This window comes from Streptomyces sp. NPDC054834 (genome assembly GCF_053611185.1).
This window is the reverse complement of the sequence record NZ_JBSGZV010000017.1, coordinates 92,253-108,420: the sequence shown is the minus strand read 5'-3', so window position 1 is coordinate 108,420 and position 16,168 is coordinate 92,253. Positions and strand designations below refer to the sequence as shown.

Here is a 16,168-nt window from a genome sequence, read left to right as displayed (position 1 = left end):
CGGCCAGTGCCTCGAAGTCGCCATGCGCCCCCACTCCATCCACATCCGCGACTCCAAAACCCCCACCGCCCCTCACCTGACCCTCTCCCCCACCGCCTGGCTCGCCTTCCTCCCCCTCCCCCTCCCCCTCACCAAGTCACCGGCAGCTCCACAGGGAACCGGCGAATAGTCTTCGCGTCCCACTGGATCTTCTCCGGTGGCACCGCCAACCGCAGCCGGGGGAAGCGTTCCAGCAGCCGCCCGATGGCCACCTCCAGCTCCGCCATGGCCAAGGGCACGCCGATGCACCGGTGGCCGCCCCAGCCGAAGGTCATGTGGGGGGCGTGCGGGCGGGCCGGGTCGATGGTGTGGGGGTCGGGGTAGCGGGCGGGGTCGCGGTTCGCGGTCAGGTAGGAGACGTGGACGAAGTCGCCGGCCCGGATCTTCGCGCCGGACATCTCGACGTCCTCCAGGGCCACCCGGGGGATGCCGACGCCCTTGCGGAACGGGATGTAGCGGAGCAGTTCGTGGATGATCCCGGGCAGGCTGTCGGGGTGCCGCTTCAGGTGGTCCATCAGTTCGGGCCGGGTCAGCAGCAGGTACACCATGTTGCTGATCTGGCAGGTGGCGGTGTCCTGGCCGCTGAGGACCAGGGTGAGGGTCATGACGGCCATTTCCTGGTCGTCGAGCTGGTCCTCGCCGTCCCGGGCGGCGATCATCCCGCTGATGATGTCGTTGCCGGGGGTGCGGCGGCGCTGCTCGACGAGAGTGCGGAAATAGGAGGTCAGGTCGGTCTTGACCTGGGCGGCCGCTTCTTTGTTGTCCCGGCCGGTGACCAGGAGCTTGAGGACGAGCTCGCGCATCCGGGGCCATTCGTCGCGGGGGATGCCGAGCAGGTCGAGGATGGTGTGCTGGGGGAACGGGTCCGACAGGTGGCGTACGAGGTCCGTGGGCGGGCCTTCCTCCGCCATCTCGTCGAGCAGCGAGTCCGCGAGCCGGACGATCCGTTCCCGCATGGCGTCGACGCGTTCCTGGGCGAAGGCCTGGGAGACCAGGCTCCGTACGCGGCTGCTCTGCGGCGGGTCCATGACGTTGACGGACTCGGGGGACACGATGGGTTCCGGGGTCATCCGGGGATAGTCGTGGCCCATGATCTGCGCGCGGCTGAAGCGGCGGTCGACGGTGACCTGCTGGACCGAATGGAAGTCGGTGGCCAGCCAGGCGTCGGCGTCGCCGTACGGGAGGCGGATGCGGGTGAGGGACTCGCGTTCCATGAGGGCGGCGAGTTCGGGGTCGAACTCGAGGGCGTGGCTGTAGTCGAAGGGGCAGGTGCGGGGCTCTTCGTCGGTGGTCATCAGCCGGTCACCCCTGCCATGGGTACGACGTCGGTGGCGTCCACGGCCGGGCGCAGCGCCTTCGCGAGCTGGACGGCGTCGCCGACGGCCCAGTAGTGGACGAAGAAGAGGCGGGGCTCGTCGGTGAGGTTGTGGTGGTGGAGCTCGACGAGGTCGATGCCGGCGCGGCGGAGGGCGACGAGGGTGTCCTGGACCTCTCTGGCGACCAGGACGAAGTCGCCGTTGATCGCGACCCGGCCGCCGCCGAGGGGCTGGTAGTTGATGGAGGTGGTGGAGCCCAGGCCCGGGGGGAGGACGAGGTGGCCGTCGGTGACGGTTTCCTTGCGGACGAAGGTGCTCTTGTAGATGTTTCCGTCGCGTGCGCCCGGCACGCCGATCGCGGCGTCTACGGCGGCGGTGTCCATGTCGAGGGGCGGCAGGGAGTTGGCGGTGGCCGCTACCGGCCGTGGGGTGGCCGTCCGGTCGAACGCCGCGCGGAGGCCGTGGGCGACGGTCACCGGGTCGTGGGCGTGGGCGTGTACATGTACCCACCAGATGTCGGGCCGCTGCGCGAGCAGGTGCTTGTGGATCGCGGTCGTCAGGATGCCGTGCTGCTGGAGGACGTCGATGAACGGCTGGAGTTCCTGCTCGGTGAGCACCACGTCGCCCATGAGCAGCGTGCTGCCGTCGGAGTAGCGGACGAAGGACACGTGGGTGCCGAGGGCGAGGCCGGCGTCGATCCTGACGCCACGTGAGTACACCTTCAGGTCCCGGCGCGGGAGGCCGGTGTGGTACATGAACCGCTTCATGTCGCCGGGGCCGCCGAGGGCCTGGCCCACGTCCGTCCAGTCGGACAGTTGGGTCATCACGGGCTCGATGAGCGTGCGGGCTGCCGTAGTGCGGGCTGCCGCGTGCGCGCTTGCGGCCATCGCCCCGGGAAGTACGGGCGCGAACGCGGCGGTGGCCAGGATGCGGCGCCGGGACGGGATGAACGGGAGTTCGGGGTGCTTCTGCCTGTCGTCAGTCATGTCATATGCCTCCTGGCGCGATGGAAACACGGCAGGAGGCACGGACCCGTGATCCGCACCCGCTGGTGGGCCAGGTGGGCTAAGCGGGCTGCGGCGGGCGGGTGAGCCCTCCGGGGAGCGGCCGTATCAGCCGTATCAGCTGTACAGCTCCTCCACCTGCGTCGCGAAGTCCCGCATGATCGCCTCGCGGCGGAGCTTCATCGAGGGGGTGAGGTGGCCGGCCTCCTCGGTGAAGTCGACGGGGAGGACGGCGAACCGCCGGATGGACTCCGGGCGGGAGACCAGCTTGTTGGCCTCGTCCACCGCCCGTTGCAGGATGGCCGTCAGTTCCGCGTCGCCGATGAGGAGTTCGGGCGGCACCGGGTGCTTGCCGTTCATCTGGCGCCAGTGGGTGATGCCGTCGGGGTCGAGGGTGAAGAGGGCGCCGACGTAGGGGCGGCCGTCGCCGACCAGCATGCACTGGGAGATCAGGGGGTGGGAGCGGATCCAGTTCTCCATGGGGGCGGGGGCGACGGACTTGCCGCCGGCCGTTATGAGGAGTTCCTTCTTGCGGCCGGTGATGGTGAGGTAGCCCTCGTCGTCCAGTTCGCCTATGTCGCCGGTGGCCAGCCAGCCGTCCCGGGTGGCGGGGACCACTCCGCCCGCCTGGGGGTCCCAGTAGCCGCGGAGCACGTGGTCGCCGGAGACCAGGATCTCGCCGTCGGCCGCGATGCGGACCTTGGTGCCGGGCATGGGCCAGCCGACGGTGCCGAGGCGGGGTTTGAGGGGTGGGGTGACCGTGGAGGCCGCGGTGGTCTCGGTGAGGCCGTAGCCCTCGAAGATCTCGATGCCCGCACCGGCGTAGAACGCGGCGAGGCGGCGGCCGAGCGGGGAGCCGCCGCAGATCGCGTACCGCACCCTGCCGCCCATGGCGTTGCGGATACGGCGGTAGACCAGGGGGTCGTAGAGGGTGCGGCCGGCCTTCAGGGAGCGGCTGGGACCGCTGCCGGTGCCGGTCTGGCGGGCTTCGAGGGCCTCGCCGTAGCGGATGGCGGTGGCGGCCGCGCGGTCGAAGGTGGAGAGGCGTCCGCCCGCCTCCGCCTTGGCGCGGGCGGAGTTGAAGACCTTCTCCAGCATGTAGGGGATGGTCAGGAGGCAGGTCGGGCGGAAGGCGGCCAGATCGGGGAGCAGGTCCTCCGCCTTCAGGCTGGGGGCGTGCCCGAGCCGTAGCCGGGCCCGGACGCAGGCGATGGCGACCATCCGGCCGAAGACGTGGGACATCGGCAGGAACAGCAGCACCGACGCCTCCTCGTCGGACTTCGCCTTGAAGACCGGGTGGAGGAGTTCGATGGCGTTGTCGACCTCGGCGAAGAAGTTGCCGTGCGAGAGGGCGCAGCCCTTGGGGCGGCCGGTGGTGCCGGAGGTGTAGATGATGGTGGCGAGCGTGTCGGGGACGAGCATGCCCCGGCGTACGGCGACCTCCGCGTCCGGCCATTGGGCGCCGAGTTCGGCCAGGCGGTCCACGTGGCCCTTCTCGATCACCCACACGTGGTGCAGGTCGGGGAGGCGTTCGAGTTCGGGGCCGACGGCGGCGGCCTGGCCGACGGTCTCGGTGACCAGGGCGACCGCGCCGGAGTCCTGGAGGATCCAGCGGGTCTGGAAGACGGAGGAGGTGGGATAGACGGGGACGGTGACCAGTCCGGCCGCCCAGGCGGCGAAGTCCAGCAGCGTCCACTCGTACGTCGTGCGGGCCATGACGGCGATCCGGTCGCCGGGCATGAGGCCCTCGGCGACCAGGCCCTTCGCCACCGCCAGTACCTGGTCGGCGAACTGGTTCGCCGTCACGTCCTGCCAGCCGCCGTCGGGGGTCTTGCGGCTGAGGACCACCGCGCCGGGGTCCGCCTCCGCGTTGTCGAACGGCAGGTCCGCCAGGGATCCGTGGGTGACCGGCGGGGCGAACGGCGGGACGGACGCCTCCCGTACCACCCCGTTCAGGCGCCGTGTCTCGGGCTCGACGAGGATCGGTACGCCGTCGTAGTCGGTGGCGTGGACGGGGATGCCGGCAGAGACGGGGGCGCCGGAGGAGACGGGGGCGTTCGGGTACGGCGTGGACACGGGCGGCTCCTCGGGCGTGCAGCGTGAACTGCTTGCTGCATGACGTACGTGCCTCGCGCACCGAGGCGTTCACCGGCGGACCTGCCACAGAAAAGGGTTACCGACGGTTGGGCAGGTGATCGTACGAGGTTCCTGTGGTGGGTTTGTGGGGGTTCGGGAATGGTCCGGCGCCAGGCCTGTGCAGTCTCGGGGATCACCTGACGGGCGCTCACGTTCTCGACCTTCTCCTCACCGTGAACCCTGACATAGGCTTACCTCCGGTAACCTTACTCCAGAGTAAGCATTTGAGCCCCTGGGAGTCGTCAGATGGCCGACCGCTACCTGAGCTTCACCGGCACCGCGCCCGGCCGCTTCCTGACCCGCCGGCTCGGGCTGCCGCAGCCGGCGCCGCTGCGGCGCTGGTCGGAGCGGGAGAGCTCGCTGGACGGTCCGCTGCTCCACCTCACCGCCGGGAAGTCCGACCTCGACCTGACCCCCGTCCTCGCCCGTACGGGGCTCGGCGCGGGCCCCGAGAAACCTGCCGCCATCGTCCTCGACGCCACCGGCGTCCGGGACGTCGAGACGCTGGGCGAGGTGCACGGGGCCCTGCACCCTGTCGTACGGTCGGTCGCCGCGAGCGGGCGGGTGGTGGTGCTGGGCGCCCCGCTCGACCCCGCCGACCACCACCAGGCGGCCGCCCAGCAGGCCCTGGAGGGCTTCACCCGGTCGCTGGGCAAGGAGATCGGGCGGGGCAGGACCGTCAACCTGGTCCGGCTCACCGACGCGGCGGCCGCCGAGTCCACCCTGCGCTTCCTGCTCTCCCCCAAGTCCGCCTACGTCAGCGGCCAGGTCATCGGCGTCGGCGTCGGCGTCGGCGTCGGCGTCGGCGTCGGCGTCGGCGTCGGCGAGGGAAGCGTCACCGGCTCCGGCGACTGGGAGCGGCCCCTCGCCGGGCGCACCGCGCTGGTCACCGGCGGCGCGCGCGGAATCGGGGAGGCGGTCGCGGAGACGCTGGCGAGGGACGGCGCCCGGGTCGTCGTACTGGACGTACCGGCGGCGGAGGCGGATGCCCGCCGGGTCGCCGAACGGCTCGGCGGCACCGCCCTCGCCCTCGACATCACCGCCGACGACGCCGGTGAGCGGATCGCGGCGGCGCTGCCCGACGGGCTCGACGTGCTCGTCCACAACGCCGGGATCACCCGGGACCGGCGGCTGGTGAACATGCCCACCGAGCGGTGGAGTTCCGTGCTGGAGGTCAACCTGGCCAGTGTGCTGCGCACGACCGACGCGCTGCTCGCGCGTGGCACCCTGCGCCCCGGCGGGCGGATCGTGGCCACCGCGTCGATCGCGGGGCTGGCGGGGAACGCGGGGCAGACGAACTACGGGGCGAGCAAGGCGGGGGTGGCCGGGCTGGTGCGGTCGCTCGCGCCCCGGGCGCTGGACGGGCACGGGGTCACCGTCAACGCGGTCGCTCCCGGATTCATCGAGACCAGGATGACCGCCTCGATCCCCCTGTTCATCCGGGAGGCCGGGCGGCGGATGAACTCCCTCGCCCAGGGCGGGCTGCCCGTCGACGTCGCCGAGACCACCGCCTGGCTCGCCCACCCGGCCTCCGCCGCGGTCAACGGGCAGGTCGTCCGGGTCTGCGGCCAGAGCCTGCTGGGGGCGTAGCGCATGACCGAGCTCGCCGGACTCCCCGCCCTCCCGCCGCTCCTCCTGCGCGGCGCCCTCCTCTCCCCCTTCAAGCGCCCCCGCCCGGACGCGGACCATCCCCGCGACCGGCTCGTGGTGCCCGGGCTGCGCGTGGACCTGGATCGGCTGGCCGCCTACGAGCGGGTGTGCGGGTTCCCGACCGGCGAGGACGCGCTGCCGGTGACGTATCCGCATGTGCTGGGGTTCCCGCTGGCCATGCGGCTGATGAGCGGGCGGGCCTTCCCGCTGCCGCTGCTGGGGCTCGTCCACACGTCGATCGAGATGACCCGGCGCGGCGCGCTGGCGGCCGGCGAGACGTACGAACTCGGCGTGCGCGTCGGCGGGTTGGTGCCGCACCGGCGCGGCACCGAGGCGGTCGTGGTCACGGAGCTACGGGCGGACGGGGAGGCGGTGTGGGAGTCGCGGAGCACGTATCTGGCACGGCACCGCACCCCGGACGCCACCGCGGCGGAGGCCCCCGGCGGACGTGAGGAGCGCGCCCCTGCCCCACTCTCGGCTTCGCTCGAGCGGGAGGGCCCCCATCCCGAGGTCGAGGAGTGGCAGCTCGGCGGTGACGTCGGGCGGCGGTACGGCGCGGTGTCCGGCGACCGCAACCCGATCCACCTCAGCCCGCTGACCGCCCGCCTCTTCGGCTTCCCCCGTGCCATCGCGCACGGCATGTGGACCGTGGCCCGCTGTCTCGCCGCGCACGGGACACCGGACGCGGTACTGGTGCGGGCGGAGTTCCGGGCGCCGGTGCTGCTGCCGGGGGCGGTGACGTACGCGGCTCAGGGCGGGCGGTTCGAGCTGCGGGGCGGCGAGAAGGTGCACGTGGCCGGGGACGTCTACGCGCTGGTCCCCTGAGCCGTCGGCTCCGGCGGCGACCACGGCCGCCCGGCCATCAGGTTGCCCAGGCCCGACCACGCGAAGTTCATCAGGGTCGCCGCGGCCTGCCGGGCGGTGACGCCCGGGGTGGCGTTGGCCCAGGCGGCGAGGGACTCGGCGGCGCCGACCAGGGCCTCGGCGAGGCCGGCGACCTCGTGCTCGGGGAGATCGGGGTCCGTGGGGGTCCCCCCGCGCGAGCGAAGTCGAGCGTGGGGGAGCGCCTCCCGGGCGGCGACCGCGATCAGCTGGGTGACGAACGCGACGATCTCCTCGCGCATCGCCCTGACCTCGGCGGCGAAGGGCTCACCGTGCGTGCGGGCCTGGAGGTGCAGCACGGACCAGCCGTCCGGGTGTTCGGCGGTGTGCGCGAAGAACGCCTGGAGACCGTCCCAGAGTTGACGGTCGGCGGGCAGACCGGTCCGGACCCCGGTGCGTACGGCCTCCGTGAGCGCTTCGGCCTCACGGCGGATGCAGGCGGTGAAGAGGTCTTCCTTCGAGTTCAGGTACAGGTACACCAACGGCTTGGACACGCCCGCCAGTTCGGCGATCTCGTCCATCGACGCGGCCATGTACCCCCGCTGGCCGAAGGTCCGTACGGCGGCGTCGAGCATCTGCTGTTCCCGCACCGCGCGCGGCATCCGCTTGCTCTTCACGGCACCCATGGGGCAAGACTAGTTGGGGGCACCGCTCGCGCTCCCCGGCTTGCCCTCAGGAGGTCTCCCTCAGGAGGTCTGGCCGTGCGCCCGCGCGGTGTCGTCGGCGAGGTCCTCCTGGCTGCGGTTGGCCTCGAGGTTGGCCTTCGCGCGGTCGACCCGCTCCACGATCTGCTCGGAGGCGCGGTCCCGCTCCTTGCGCAGTACCACCCAGCTGATCGGCGCCGAGAGCACCATGGAGAGCAGCAGGACCCACAGGAAGTTCGAGTCGCCGAAGCCGCGCGGGAAGATGCCGGAGTAGACGGCGCCCCAGACGACCACGAGGCAGCCCGCGAAGATTCCGAGGCGCATCAGCGTGTAGCGGAGCATCTCAATCCAGTCTTCCGATTACGAAAAGGGGCACCGTCCAGTGAAGCACGCCCTGCGACCGATCTTGGACGGGGGTGGGATGCGTACGGAAGCATCACCGCAGAGGCAGGAGCATGGTGATGTCGTCCCGGTCGTCGCCGGGGGCGACGCGGATCGCGGCGGGGACCCGGCCGACCTCCTTGTAGCCGCAGGAGCCGTAGAACCGCTCCAGGCCGAGTCCGCCCCGGCAGCCGAGCCGTATCGCGTCTACGCCCTCGAAGCCGCGGGCGGCGTCCTCGGCGGCGGCCAGCAGGTCTCGGCCGTACCCCTGGCCCTGGTGCTTCGGGTGCACCATCACCGTGTACAGCCACACCCAGTGCGTCATCAGCCGGTGCGTGTTGAACGAGAGGAAGGCGGTCGCGGCCACCTGCCCCGCCTCGTCGTGCCCGACCAGGAGCCGGTGCCGGCCCTCGGCCATCGCGGCCAGGTGCTTCACCAGCTCGGGGCGTATCTCCTCGCGGGTCACGGGGGCAACGAAGCCGACGGCTCCGCCCGCGTTGGAGACGTCGGTCCACAGGTCGAGGATGCCGTCGCGAAGGTCGGGGGTGACGGCGGGATCGAGAGTGAAAGTAAGAGGCACCCGGGGATGCTACCTATTACTCCGACGCTTGCCCAGCCATTATCCGAGCGCCTGCGCGGCCACCTTCAGATCCGCCACCAGCCCCCGGTACGCCCCCTCCCGGTCCTCCGCCCGCAGCACCGCCGACGGGTGCACCGTCGGCACCAGCCGCTCCGGACGCCCGTGGATCTCCCGCTCCAGCACGGTCCCGCGCACCTCGGTCACCCTGAACGACGACCCGAGCAGCGCCTTCCCGGCGGTGGCGCCCAGCACCACGATCAGCTCCGGCTCCACCACCGCGAGCTCGGCCGCCAGCCAGGGCCCGCACGCGGTCATCTCGCGCAGGGTCGGCGCCTTGTGGATGCGGCGCTTGCGGGGCTCGGCCTGGGTGAACTTGAAGTGCTTGACGGCGTTGGTCACGTACGCCTCGCCCGGATCGATCCCGGCCTCGGCGAGCGCCTTGTCCAGCAGCTTCCCGGCGGGCCCCACGAAGGGCCTGCCCTGCCGGTCCTCCTGGTCCCCGGGTTGTTCGCCTACGAGCATGACCCGCGCGTGGGCCGCTCCGACCCCGAACACGGTCTGGGTGGCGTTCCGGTGCAAGGGGCAGCCACGGCAGTCGGCGGCGGCCTCGCGGAGGTCGTCCAGGCCGGCGGCGCGGTCCGGCACGAAGGGCTCGGCGGTGTAGGCCTCCTCAGGGGCCTTCGTGGTGGCCATGCCGGACGGGTACCCGTCCGGCCGACGGCGTCACATCAGACGCGCATGGGCTGCGGCGACTCCCGGCGCAGCGGGTCCGGCGCGTCGTACTCGCGGATGATCTCGTACCGCGTGTTGCGTTCCACCGGGCGGAAGCCGGCGTCGCGGATGAGGTCGAGGAGGTCCTCGCGGGTCAGCTTGTTCGGGGTGCCGTAGTTGTCGGCGTCGTGGGTGATCTTGTACTCGACGACCGAGCCGTCCATGTCGTCGGCGCCGTGCTGGAGGGCCAGCTGGGCGGTCTGCACGCCGTGCATCACCCAGAAGACCTTGACGTGCGGGACGTTGTCGAAGAGGAGGCGGGAGACGGCGAAGGTCTTGAGGGCCTCGGCGCCGGTCGCCATCTGGGTCCGTGCCTGGAGGCGGTTGCGGACCTTGCCGTCCTGCATGTCCACGAAGTCGTGCTGGTAGCGCAGCGGGATGAAGACCTGGAAGCCGTTCGTCTCGTCCTGGAGCTCGCGGAGGCGGAGGACGTGGTCGACGCGGTGGCGGGGTTCCTCGATGTGGCCGTACAGCATGGTGCACGGGGTCTTGAGACCCTTCTCGTGCGCCAGGCGGTGGATCCGCGACCAGTCCTCCCAGTGGGTGCGGTGGTCGACGATGTGCTGCCGGACCTCCCAGTCGAAGATCTCCGCGCCGCCGCCGGTGAGGGACTCCAGGCCGGCGTCGATGAGTTCGTCGAGGATCTCGGACGCGGACAGCCCCGAGATGGTCTCGAAGTGGTGGATCTCGGTGGCGGTGAAGGCCTTCAGCGAGACGTTCGGCAGGGCGGCCTTCAGCTCGCGCAGGGAGCGCGGGTAGTACCGCCAGGGGAGGTTGGGATGCAGCCCGTTGACGATGTGCAGCTCGGTGAGGTTCTCCGACTCCATCGCCTTGGCGAGCTTCACCGCCTCCTCGATGCGCATCGTGTACGCGTCCTTCTCGCCCGGCTTGCGCTGGAACGAGCAGTAGGCGCAGGACGCCGTGCACACGTTGGTCATGTTGAGGTGCCGGTTGACGTTGAAGTGGACGACGTCACCGTTCTTGCGGGTGCGCACCTCGTGGGCGAGCCCGCCGAGCCAGGCCAGGTCGTCCGACTCGTACAGCGCGATGCCGTCCTCGCGGGTCAGCCGCTCACCGGAGCGGACCTTCTCCTCCAGCTCGCGCTTGAGCCCGACGTCCATGCCAACACCTTTCCTCGACAGACCACGTAACCGTACTCCCCCATCCTTCGGGCGGGCGGTGCCCCCATACGGCGCTTCGCGCCTACACCTCCTCCGGCAGCTCCCCGACCCGGTTCTCCCACTTCGTGGACAGCACGATGGTGGTACGGGTCCGCGAGACGCCCTTCGTGCCGCTGAGCCGGCGGATGGTCTTCTCCAGCCCGTCCACGTCCGTGGAGCGCACCTTGAGCATGTAGGAGTCGTCGCCCGCGATGAACCAGCAGTCCTCGATCTCCGGCAGGTCCTTCAGCCGGCCGGCCACGTCCTCGTGGTCGACGGCGTCGGAGAGCGAGATGCCGATCAGGGCGGTGACTCCGAGGCCGAGGGAGGCGGAGTCGACGGTGGCCCGGTAGCCGGTGATGACCCCGGCCGCCTCCAGCCGGTTGATGCGGTCGGTGACGCTGGGTCCCGACAGGCCGACGAGGCGCCCCAGCTCCGCGTAGGAGGCCCGGCCGTTCTCCCTCAGGGCCTGGATGAGCTGCCTGTCCACCGCGTCCATGCGATCGAAGCCTTCCGGTGAAAAGTTCTCGGAGTGATGAGAGGTACTGCGTACCGCGTACTGCCGCTCATGTCGTGCGGGTTGCGTCGCCGCCGCCCAGCTCCCCCTGCCAGCGGCGGTAGAGGCGGTGCTCCACGCCCGCCGCGTCGAGGACGCGTCCGGCGACGAAGTCCACCAGGTCCTGGATGTGGGTGGCGCCCGCGTAGAAGGCCGGGGAGGCGGGGACCACGGTGGCGCCCGCGTCGTCCAGGGCGACCAGGTGACGCAGGGTCTGCCCGTTCAGCGGGGTCTCCCGTACGGCCACCACGAGCGTGCGGCGCTCCTTGAGGGTGACGCTCGCGGCCCGTTGCAGCAGATCCTTCGACAGCCCCAGCGCGACCCCGGCCACGCCGGCGGTGGAGGCGGGCACGATCAGCATGCCCTTCGCCGGGTACGACCCCGAGGACGGCCCTGCCGCCAGGTCCCCCGCGCTCCAGTACCGCACCCCCTCGACGTCCACCGCGAACGTGTCCGGCTTGCCGTCGGCCCCCCTGGCCAGCCATTCCCGCAGGTCGTCCCGCCAGTGTGCGTCCCGGAACGAGATCCCCGTCTCGTCCAGCAGCGTGAGCCGTGACGCCCTCGACACCACGAGGTCGACCGACTCCCCGGCCTCCAGCAGCGCCCGCAGCACGGCAGCCGCGTACGGCGTCCCCGACGCTCCGGACACCCCCACGATCCAAGGCACGCGCTGCGTTTCTCCTGCGTTCACACCTTGAGCGTACCGGCGGGGCGAGCGGTGTTCAGGGCGGGTAGGACGCTGTCCGGGGCGCCCGGCCGGGCCCACCGGGGAACGGGCCTCACCCGAACGGGCTACACCGTGAGGCCGCGCACCAGCAGATCGAGCAGGGCGCACACGAACAGGGCGATCCCGATGAAGCCGTTGACCTGGAAGAACGCCCTGTTCAGCCGGGAGAGATCGTGGGGGCGGACGATCCGGTGCTCGTACCCGAAGGCGCCCGCGACGATCAACAGGCCCAGCCAGAAGAACGCACCGGCGTGGGTGGCGAGGGCGTACCAGACGAACAGGGCCGTCGTCACCGTGTGGCAGGCGCGGGCGCCCCAGATGGCCGCGGGGATGCCGAAGCGGGCCGGGACCGACATGACGCCGATCTCACGGTCGGTCTCGACGTCCTGGCAGGCGTAGATCAGGTCGAAGCCGCCGATCCAGACGCCGACGGCCAGGCCGAGGATCACCGCGTTCCAGGACCACTCGCCGCTGATCGCGAGCCAGCCGCCGACCGGGCCCATCGCCTGGGCGAGGCCCAGGATGGCCTGGGGGAAGTTGGTGAAGCGTTTGCCGTAGGGGTAGACCACCATCGGGATCACGGCGATGGGGGCCAGGGCCAGGCACAGGGGGTTCAGCAGGGCCGCCGCGCCGAGGAAGACCACCAGGGCGATCAGGGCGCCCGTCCAGGCGTGGCGGACGGACATCGCGCCGGTCACCAGCTCACGGTGGGCCGTGCGGGGGTTCCGGGCGTCGATCTCGCGGTCGATGATCCGGTTGACCGCCATCGCGAAGGTGCGCAGGCCCACCATGCAGACGGTGACCAGGAGCAGTCGGCCCCAGTGGATGTTCCGGTCCCACTGGAACATCGCGGTGAGGGAGGCGATGTAGGCGAAGGGGAGCGCGAAGATCGAGTGCTCGATCATCACCAGGCGCAGGAACGCCGGTACACCTCCGCGTCGGCGGAGAGGCTCCGCGCTGCCGTCTCCAAGGATGGCCTCTCCGCTCACAGCCCGTACTCCTTCCAGCGCCGCGTCACCCGTTCGGCGGTATCCGGGTCCGACTCCACCATGTCCGGCCACCCGCCGTCGCGCGTGTAGCCCTCCTCGGGCCACTTCTTCGTGGCGTCGATGCCCGCCTTGCCGCCCCAGAACTGCTGGTAGGAGGCGTGGTCGAGGTGGTCGACGGGGCCCTCGGCCACCGTCAGGTCGCGGGCGTAGTCGGTGTTGCCGAGGGCCCGCCAGGCGACCTCGTGGAGGTCGTGGACGTCGCAGTCGGAGTCGACGACCACGATCAGCTTGGTGAGCGACATCATGTGTGCCCCCCAGATCGCGTGCATCACCTTCTGCGCGTGCTTGGGGTACTTCTTGTCGATCGAGACGATCGCGCAGTTGTGGAAGCCGCCCGCCTCGGGCAGGTGGTAGTCCACGATGTCCGGGATGATGATCTTCAGCAGGGGGAGGAAGAAGCGCTCCGTCGCGCGGCCCAGGGGGCCGTCCTCCGTCGGGGGCCTGCCCACGACGATCGACTGGAGCAGGGGGCGGCGGCGCATCGTCACGCAGTCGATCTTCAGCGCGGGGAACGGCTCCTGCGGGGTGTAGAAGCCGGTGTGGTCGCCGAAGGGGCCTTCGGGGAGCATCTCGCCGGGCTCCAGCCAGCCCTCCAGTACCACCTCGGCGTTCGCCGGGACCTGGAGCGGGACCGTCTTGCAGTCGACCATCTCGATCCGCTTGCCCGCGATGAACCCGGCGAAGAGGTACTCGTCGATGTCGCCGGGGAGGGGGGCGGTGGAGGCGTAGGTGACGGCAGGGGGGCAGCCGAAGGCGATCGCGACCGGGAGGCGCTCGCCCTTGCGGGCCGCTACCTGGTAGTGGTTGCGGCTGTCCTTGTGGATCTGCCAGTGCATGCCGATGGTGCGCTTGTCGTGGCGCTGGAGGCGGTACAGGCCGAGGTTGCGGATGCCCGTCTCGGGATCCTTGGTGTGCGTGAGACCCAGGTTGAAGAAGGAGCCGCCGTCCTTGGGCCAGGTGAAGAGCGCGGGGAGCCGGTCGAGGTCCACCTCGTCGCCGTGCAGTACGACTTCCTGGACGGGCGCGTTGTCGGACTTCACCTTCTTCGGCGGTACGTGCGCCATCGCGCCGAGCTTGCCGAAGGCCTCGCGCACACCGACGAAGCCGTGCGGCAGTTCGGGCCGCAGCAGCCCGCCGATCTTGTCGCTGATCTCGCCGTACGACTTCAGGCCGAGCGCCTTCAGCAGTCGGCGGTCGGTGCCGAAGACGTTCATCGCCAGCGGCATCGCGGAGCCCTTCACGTTCTCGAAGAGCAGGGCGGGACCGCCGGACTTCTGCACCCGGTCGACGATCTCCCCGACCTCCAGATACGGGTCGACCTCGGCCTTGATGCGCTTGAGGTCTCCCTCGCGCTCCAGTGCCCTGAGCAGGGAGCGAAGATCGTCGTAAGCCATGCGTCCCAGTATCGCGGAGGCCTGTCCGCGGCCGACGCGCGCCCCGCTCGGAGTCGCGCGCGACCGTGTCGGCGGGCTTCACCGAGCCGGTGAGTCGCATGGCGCCCGGCGGAGAGCGGGGTGGCCGGCGGAGAGCGGGGTGGCCGGCACCGGGGGCGGCACCGGGCTGCGGCCTGCACCGGGCTGCGGTCTGCGCCGGTCGGCGGCGCACCACACCGCCGCGATCACGAGGAGGCCGACGCCTCGGCCCGTCGACCGTCCCGCCCGGACGCGGAGGCGACGGATTCCGTCCACCCGCTACCCTGGCCCGGTCACCGGGGCCGTCCCACTTCGCGAGGAGATCGCACACCCATGCTCAGGTATCTGCCGCTCCTGCTGGTCCTGGCGCTGTGGATCTATGCCTTCGTGGACTGCCTGAACACCCCCGAGGAGGAGGTGCGCGCGCTGCCGAAGGTGATCTGGGTGATCGTCATCCTGCTCTTCGGCGAGGTGCTCGTCGGCCCGGTCGCCTGGCTGATCGCCGGCAAGAACCGCGGCGCCCGCGCGGGCGGCCCGGGCCTGAGCGCGGGCGCAGGCGGGGGCCGTTGGGTGGCGCCCGACGACAACCCCGAGTTCCTGAAGTCCCTGAACAAGGACGACCCCAAGGGGGACTGAGCGGGCGGTGCCTCCCGGCGTACGTGCTCTGCCTGTGCGGGCACGCCCGGCACAGGGGCACCCGCCAGACACCCCGTCGGCACAACTCTCCACACGAGCCGCACAGTTGACCACCGATTCCGGCTTGCACCGGGGGCCACTTCAAGTGGTTAATGACCACCGGACAGTGATGAGTCGTGTGATGGGTCGTGTCATCACCCATGCTTCAGGGGGACGCATGAGCAGTACGGAACAGCCGCCTGCACAACCACCGGGCCAGTTCGACATCCCACCGCCGCCCGCTCAGCCACCGCGGTCGATGACGGCCATCGACCTGCGGGTCGGCAAGCGGCTGCTGTGGGCGGGCGGGGCGGCGTATCCGCTGGAGAACGTGACGCGGGTCCACACCTTTCTGCTCAAGCCGAAGCGCCAGGAAGCCACCGTGCTCTTCCTGAAGCGTCTGGGGATCATCCTGTCGGTGGCTTTCGCCCTGACGATCCTCGGCGGCATCGCGGGCATCGCGAGCCGGGACGCGGCCGGCGGGATCGTCACGTTCGTGTGGCTGGGCGCGGTGGCCGCGCTGGTCTTCAGCGTGATCGAGCTGTTCTCCGTGCTGACGGCGCAGACGCAGTACGTCCTGGCCGTGGAGACGTCCGGCCCGTCCATCGCCGTTGTGACCAGCCCCGATCCGCACCAACTGGACGCGCTGGTCGGCTCCATCGTGCACGCGATCGAGCACCCCGAGACCGAGTTCCAGGTCAGGGTGGACCGCCTCATGGTCAACCCCAAGAACTACTACTTCGGAGACAACGTCAACATGTACGGCGGCACGGGCAACGTGGGGGTGGGGCACGCGTGAGCGGCGACAACTACTACTTCGGCGACAGCGTGACCATGCACGGCGGTCAGGGCAACACCGGCATCCTCAAGAACCAGTCGGCGGCCGCCGCGCCCGCCGCCTCGCCCGAGTTGGAGGCCGCGGTCCGGGAACTGGTCGTCCTGGTGACGGAGTTGCGTACACAGGTCGCGCCGGCCAGCGCCCAGGCGATCGACGACTCCCTGCCGGCGATCACGGCCGACCCCGCCGCACCGGCACAGCAGCGGCACGGCGCGCTGATGGCCGTCGCGGGTATCGCGGCGACCGTCGGGGCCGTGGGCCAGCCGGTCGTCGAGGCGGTCAACAGGATCCTCCAGCTGCTGAGCTCGTAACCGGCGGGCCCGGTTCCCCGGCCCGCCGCCCGTCGAC

The 16,168-nt window shown here is 71.0% G+C and carries 18 protein-coding genes; 6 read left to right on the top strand and 12 right to left on the bottom strand.

Features of this window, described 5'->3' with window-relative positions; translation table 11 throughout:
* Positions 1–22 precede the first annotated feature (22 nt).
* Complete coding sequence (locus ACWGJM_RS23440; RefSeq protein WP_453413630.1) at positions 23–169, top strand: DUF397 domain-containing protein; 147 nt, start codon at positions 23–25, stop codon at positions 167–169.
* Here the strand turns inward: ACWGJM_RS23440 and ACWGJM_RS23435 are convergent.
* The 3 genes from ACWGJM_RS23435 to ACWGJM_RS23425 all read right to left on the bottom strand — a co-directional run bounded on the left by ACWGJM_RS23435 (position 129) and on the right by ACWGJM_RS23425 (position 4,435).
* Positions 129–1,334, bottom strand: coding sequence for a cytochrome P450 (locus ACWGJM_RS23435; protein ID WP_453413629.1), 1,206 nt, complete (start codon positions 1,332–1,334; stop codon positions 129–131). The genes ACWGJM_RS23440 and ACWGJM_RS23435 overlap by 41 nt on opposite strands.
* Positions 1,334–2,341, bottom strand: a complete 1,008-nt coding sequence (locus ACWGJM_RS23430; protein ID WP_453413628.1) for a DUF1259 domain-containing protein — start codon at positions 2,339–2,341, stop codon at positions 1,334–1,336. The genes ACWGJM_RS23435 and ACWGJM_RS23430 overlap by 1 nt, the downstream gene beginning before the upstream one ends.
* A 135-nt stretch (positions 2,342–2,476) precedes the next feature.
* Positions 2,477–4,435 (bottom strand): AMP-dependent synthetase/ligase, encoded by a 1,959-nt coding sequence (locus ACWGJM_RS23425; protein ID WP_453413627.1) that lies wholly within the window; start codon positions 4,433–4,435, stop codon positions 2,477–2,479.
* A 306-nt stretch (positions 4,436–4,741) separates the two neighbouring features.
* Here ACWGJM_RS23425 and ACWGJM_RS23420 point away from each other — a divergent pair, with 306 nt between their 5' ends.
* Both ACWGJM_RS23420 and ACWGJM_RS23415 read left to right on the top strand, forming a co-directional pair.
* The gene (locus ACWGJM_RS23420) at positions 4,742–6,085 is read left to right on the top strand and encodes a 3-oxoacyl-ACP reductase (protein WP_453413626.1); all 1,344 of its coding nucleotides are present in this window, start codon (positions 4,742–4,744) and stop codon (positions 6,083–6,085) included.
* Between the two features lie 3 nt (positions 6,086–6,088).
* The gene (locus ACWGJM_RS23415; protein WP_453413625.1) at positions 6,089–6,970 is read left to right on the top strand and encodes a MaoC family dehydratase; all 882 of its coding nucleotides are present in this window, start codon (positions 6,089–6,091) and stop codon (positions 6,968–6,970) included.
* Here the strand turns inward: ACWGJM_RS23415 and ACWGJM_RS23410 are convergent.
* The 9 genes from ACWGJM_RS23410 to ACWGJM_RS23370 all read right to left on the bottom strand — a co-directional run bounded on the left by ACWGJM_RS23410 (position 6,952) and on the right by ACWGJM_RS23370 (position 14,289).
* Complete coding sequence (locus ACWGJM_RS23410) at positions 6,952–7,653, bottom strand: TetR/AcrR family transcriptional regulator (RefSeq protein ID WP_453413624.1); 702 nt, start codon at positions 7,651–7,653, stop codon at positions 6,952–6,954. The genes ACWGJM_RS23415 and ACWGJM_RS23410 overlap by 19 nt on opposite strands.
* A gap of 60 nt (positions 7,654–7,713) precedes the next feature.
* Positions 7,714–8,013, bottom strand: a complete 300-nt coding sequence (locus tag ACWGJM_RS23405) for a DUF4229 domain-containing protein (protein WP_453413623.1) — start codon at positions 8,011–8,013, stop codon at positions 7,714–7,716.
* A 94-nt stretch (positions 8,014–8,107) separates the two neighbouring features.
* Positions 8,108–8,632, bottom strand: a complete 525-nt coding sequence (locus tag ACWGJM_RS23400; protein ID WP_453413622.1) for an N-acetyltransferase family protein — start codon at positions 8,630–8,632, stop codon at positions 8,108–8,110.
* Between the two features lie 39 nt (positions 8,633–8,671).
* Positions 8,672–9,325, bottom strand: coding sequence for a UdgX family uracil-DNA binding protein (locus ACWGJM_RS23395; RefSeq protein ID WP_453413621.1), 654 nt, complete (start codon positions 9,323–9,325; stop codon positions 8,672–8,674).
* Positions 9,326–9,360: 35 nt separating this feature from the next.
* Positions 9,361–10,524 (bottom strand): aminofutalosine synthase MqnE, encoded by a 1,164-nt coding sequence (mqnE, locus tag ACWGJM_RS23390; protein ID WP_453413620.1) that lies wholly within the window; start codon positions 10,522–10,524, stop codon positions 9,361–9,363.
* Positions 10,525–10,606: 82 nt separating this feature from the next.
* Positions 10,607–11,062: an Lrp/AsnC family transcriptional regulator gene (locus tag ACWGJM_RS23385; protein ID WP_132856389.1), complete on the bottom strand. Its 456-nt coding sequence runs from the start codon at positions 11,060–11,062 to the stop codon at positions 10,607–10,609.
* 67 nt (positions 11,063–11,129) lie between these two features.
* Entirely contained in the window at positions 11,130–11,786 is a 657-nt protein-coding gene (locus tag ACWGJM_RS23380) for a UbiX family flavin prenyltransferase (protein ID WP_453413619.1), read from the bottom strand.
* Between the two features lie 125 nt (positions 11,787–11,911).
* Positions 11,912–12,835, bottom strand: coding sequence for a menaquinone biosynthesis prenyltransferase MqnP (gene mqnP, locus ACWGJM_RS23375; RefSeq protein WP_453413618.1), 924 nt, complete (start codon positions 12,833–12,835; stop codon positions 11,912–11,914).
* Positions 12,832–14,289 carry a menaquinone biosynthesis decarboxylase gene (locus ACWGJM_RS23370; RefSeq protein ID WP_453413617.1) on the bottom strand — a complete coding sequence of 486 codons (1,458 nt, stop codon included), beginning with the start codon at positions 14,287–14,289 and terminating at the stop codon, positions 12,832–12,834. The genes mqnP and ACWGJM_RS23370 overlap by 4 nt, the downstream gene beginning before the upstream one ends.
* Before the next feature lie 351 nt (positions 14,290–14,640).
* On the opposite strand from ACWGJM_RS23370, the gene ACWGJM_RS23365 reads away from it, so the two are divergent.
* The 3 genes from ACWGJM_RS23365 to ACWGJM_RS23355 all read left to right on the top strand — a co-directional run bounded on the left by ACWGJM_RS23365 (position 14,641) and on the right by ACWGJM_RS23355 (position 16,131).
* A complete protein-coding gene (locus ACWGJM_RS23365; RefSeq protein ID WP_453413616.1) occupies positions 14,641–14,943 on the top strand; it encodes a PLD nuclease N-terminal domain-containing protein in 303 nt (100 codons plus the stop codon).
* Positions 14,944–15,160: 217 nt separating this feature from the next.
* Positions 15,161–15,781 carry a DUF6232 family protein gene (locus ACWGJM_RS23360; protein WP_453413615.1) on the top strand — a complete coding sequence of 207 codons (621 nt, stop codon included), beginning with the start codon at positions 15,161–15,163 and terminating at the stop codon, positions 15,779–15,781.
* A complete protein-coding gene (locus ACWGJM_RS23355) occupies positions 15,778–16,131 on the top strand; it encodes a hypothetical protein (RefSeq protein ID WP_453413614.1) in 354 nt (117 codons plus the stop codon). The genes ACWGJM_RS23360 and ACWGJM_RS23355 overlap by 4 nt, the downstream gene beginning before the upstream one ends.
* Positions 16,132–16,168 lie beyond the last annotated feature (37 nt).

What these genes read in the sequence shown, in the direction of transcription:
- ACWGJM_RS23415 (WP_453413625.1), top strand. Translation starts at nt 6,089, where the DNA reads ATGACCGAGCTCGCCGGACTCCCCGCCCTCCCGCCGCTCCTCCTGCGC.
- ACWGJM_RS23365 (WP_453413616.1), top strand. Translation starts at nt 14,641, where the DNA reads ATGCTCAGGTATCTGCCGCTCCTGCTGGTCCTGGCGCTGTGGATCTAT.
- ACWGJM_RS23395 (WP_453413621.1), bottom strand. Translation starts at nt 9,325, where the DNA reads ATGGCCACCACGAAGGCCCCTGAGGAGGCCTACACCGCCGAGCCCTTC.
- mqnE (WP_453413620.1), bottom strand. Translation starts at nt 10,524, where the DNA reads ATGGACGTCGGGCTCAAGCGCGAGCTGGAGGAGAAGGTCCGCTCCGGT.
- ACWGJM_RS23385 (WP_132856389.1), bottom strand. Translation starts at nt 11,062, where the DNA reads ATGGACGCGGTGGACAGGCAGCTCATCCAGGCCCTGAGGGAGAACGGC.
- ACWGJM_RS23440 (WP_453413630.1), top strand. Translation starts at nt 23, where the DNA reads ATGCGCCCCCACTCCATCCACATCCGCGACTCCAAAACCCCCACCGCC.
- ACWGJM_RS23435 (WP_453413629.1), bottom strand. Translation starts at nt 1,334, where the DNA reads ATGACCACCGACGAAGAGCCCCGCACCTGCCCCTTCGACTACAGCCAC.
- ACWGJM_RS23410 (WP_453413624.1), bottom strand. Translation starts at nt 7,653, where the DNA reads ATGGGTGCCGTGAAGAGCAAGCGGATGCCGCGCGCGGTGCGGGAACAG.
- ACWGJM_RS23420 (WP_453413626.1), top strand. Translation starts at nt 4,742, where the DNA reads ATGGCCGACCGCTACCTGAGCTTCACCGGCACCGCGCCCGGCCGCTTC.
- ACWGJM_RS23430 (WP_453413628.1), bottom strand. Translation starts at nt 2,341, where the DNA reads ATGACTGACGACAGGCAGAAGCACCCCGAACTCCCGTTCATCCCGTCC.
- ACWGJM_RS23405 (WP_453413623.1), bottom strand. Translation starts at nt 8,013, where the DNA reads ATGCTCCGCTACACGCTGATGCGCCTCGGAATCTTCGCGGGCTGCCTC.
- ACWGJM_RS23370 (WP_453413617.1), bottom strand. Translation starts at nt 14,289, where the DNA reads ATGGCTTACGACGATCTTCGCTCCCTGCTCAGGGCACTGGAGCGCGAG.
- ACWGJM_RS23360 (WP_453413615.1), top strand. Translation starts at nt 15,161, where the DNA reads ATGAGCAGTACGGAACAGCCGCCTGCACAACCACCGGGCCAGTTCGAC.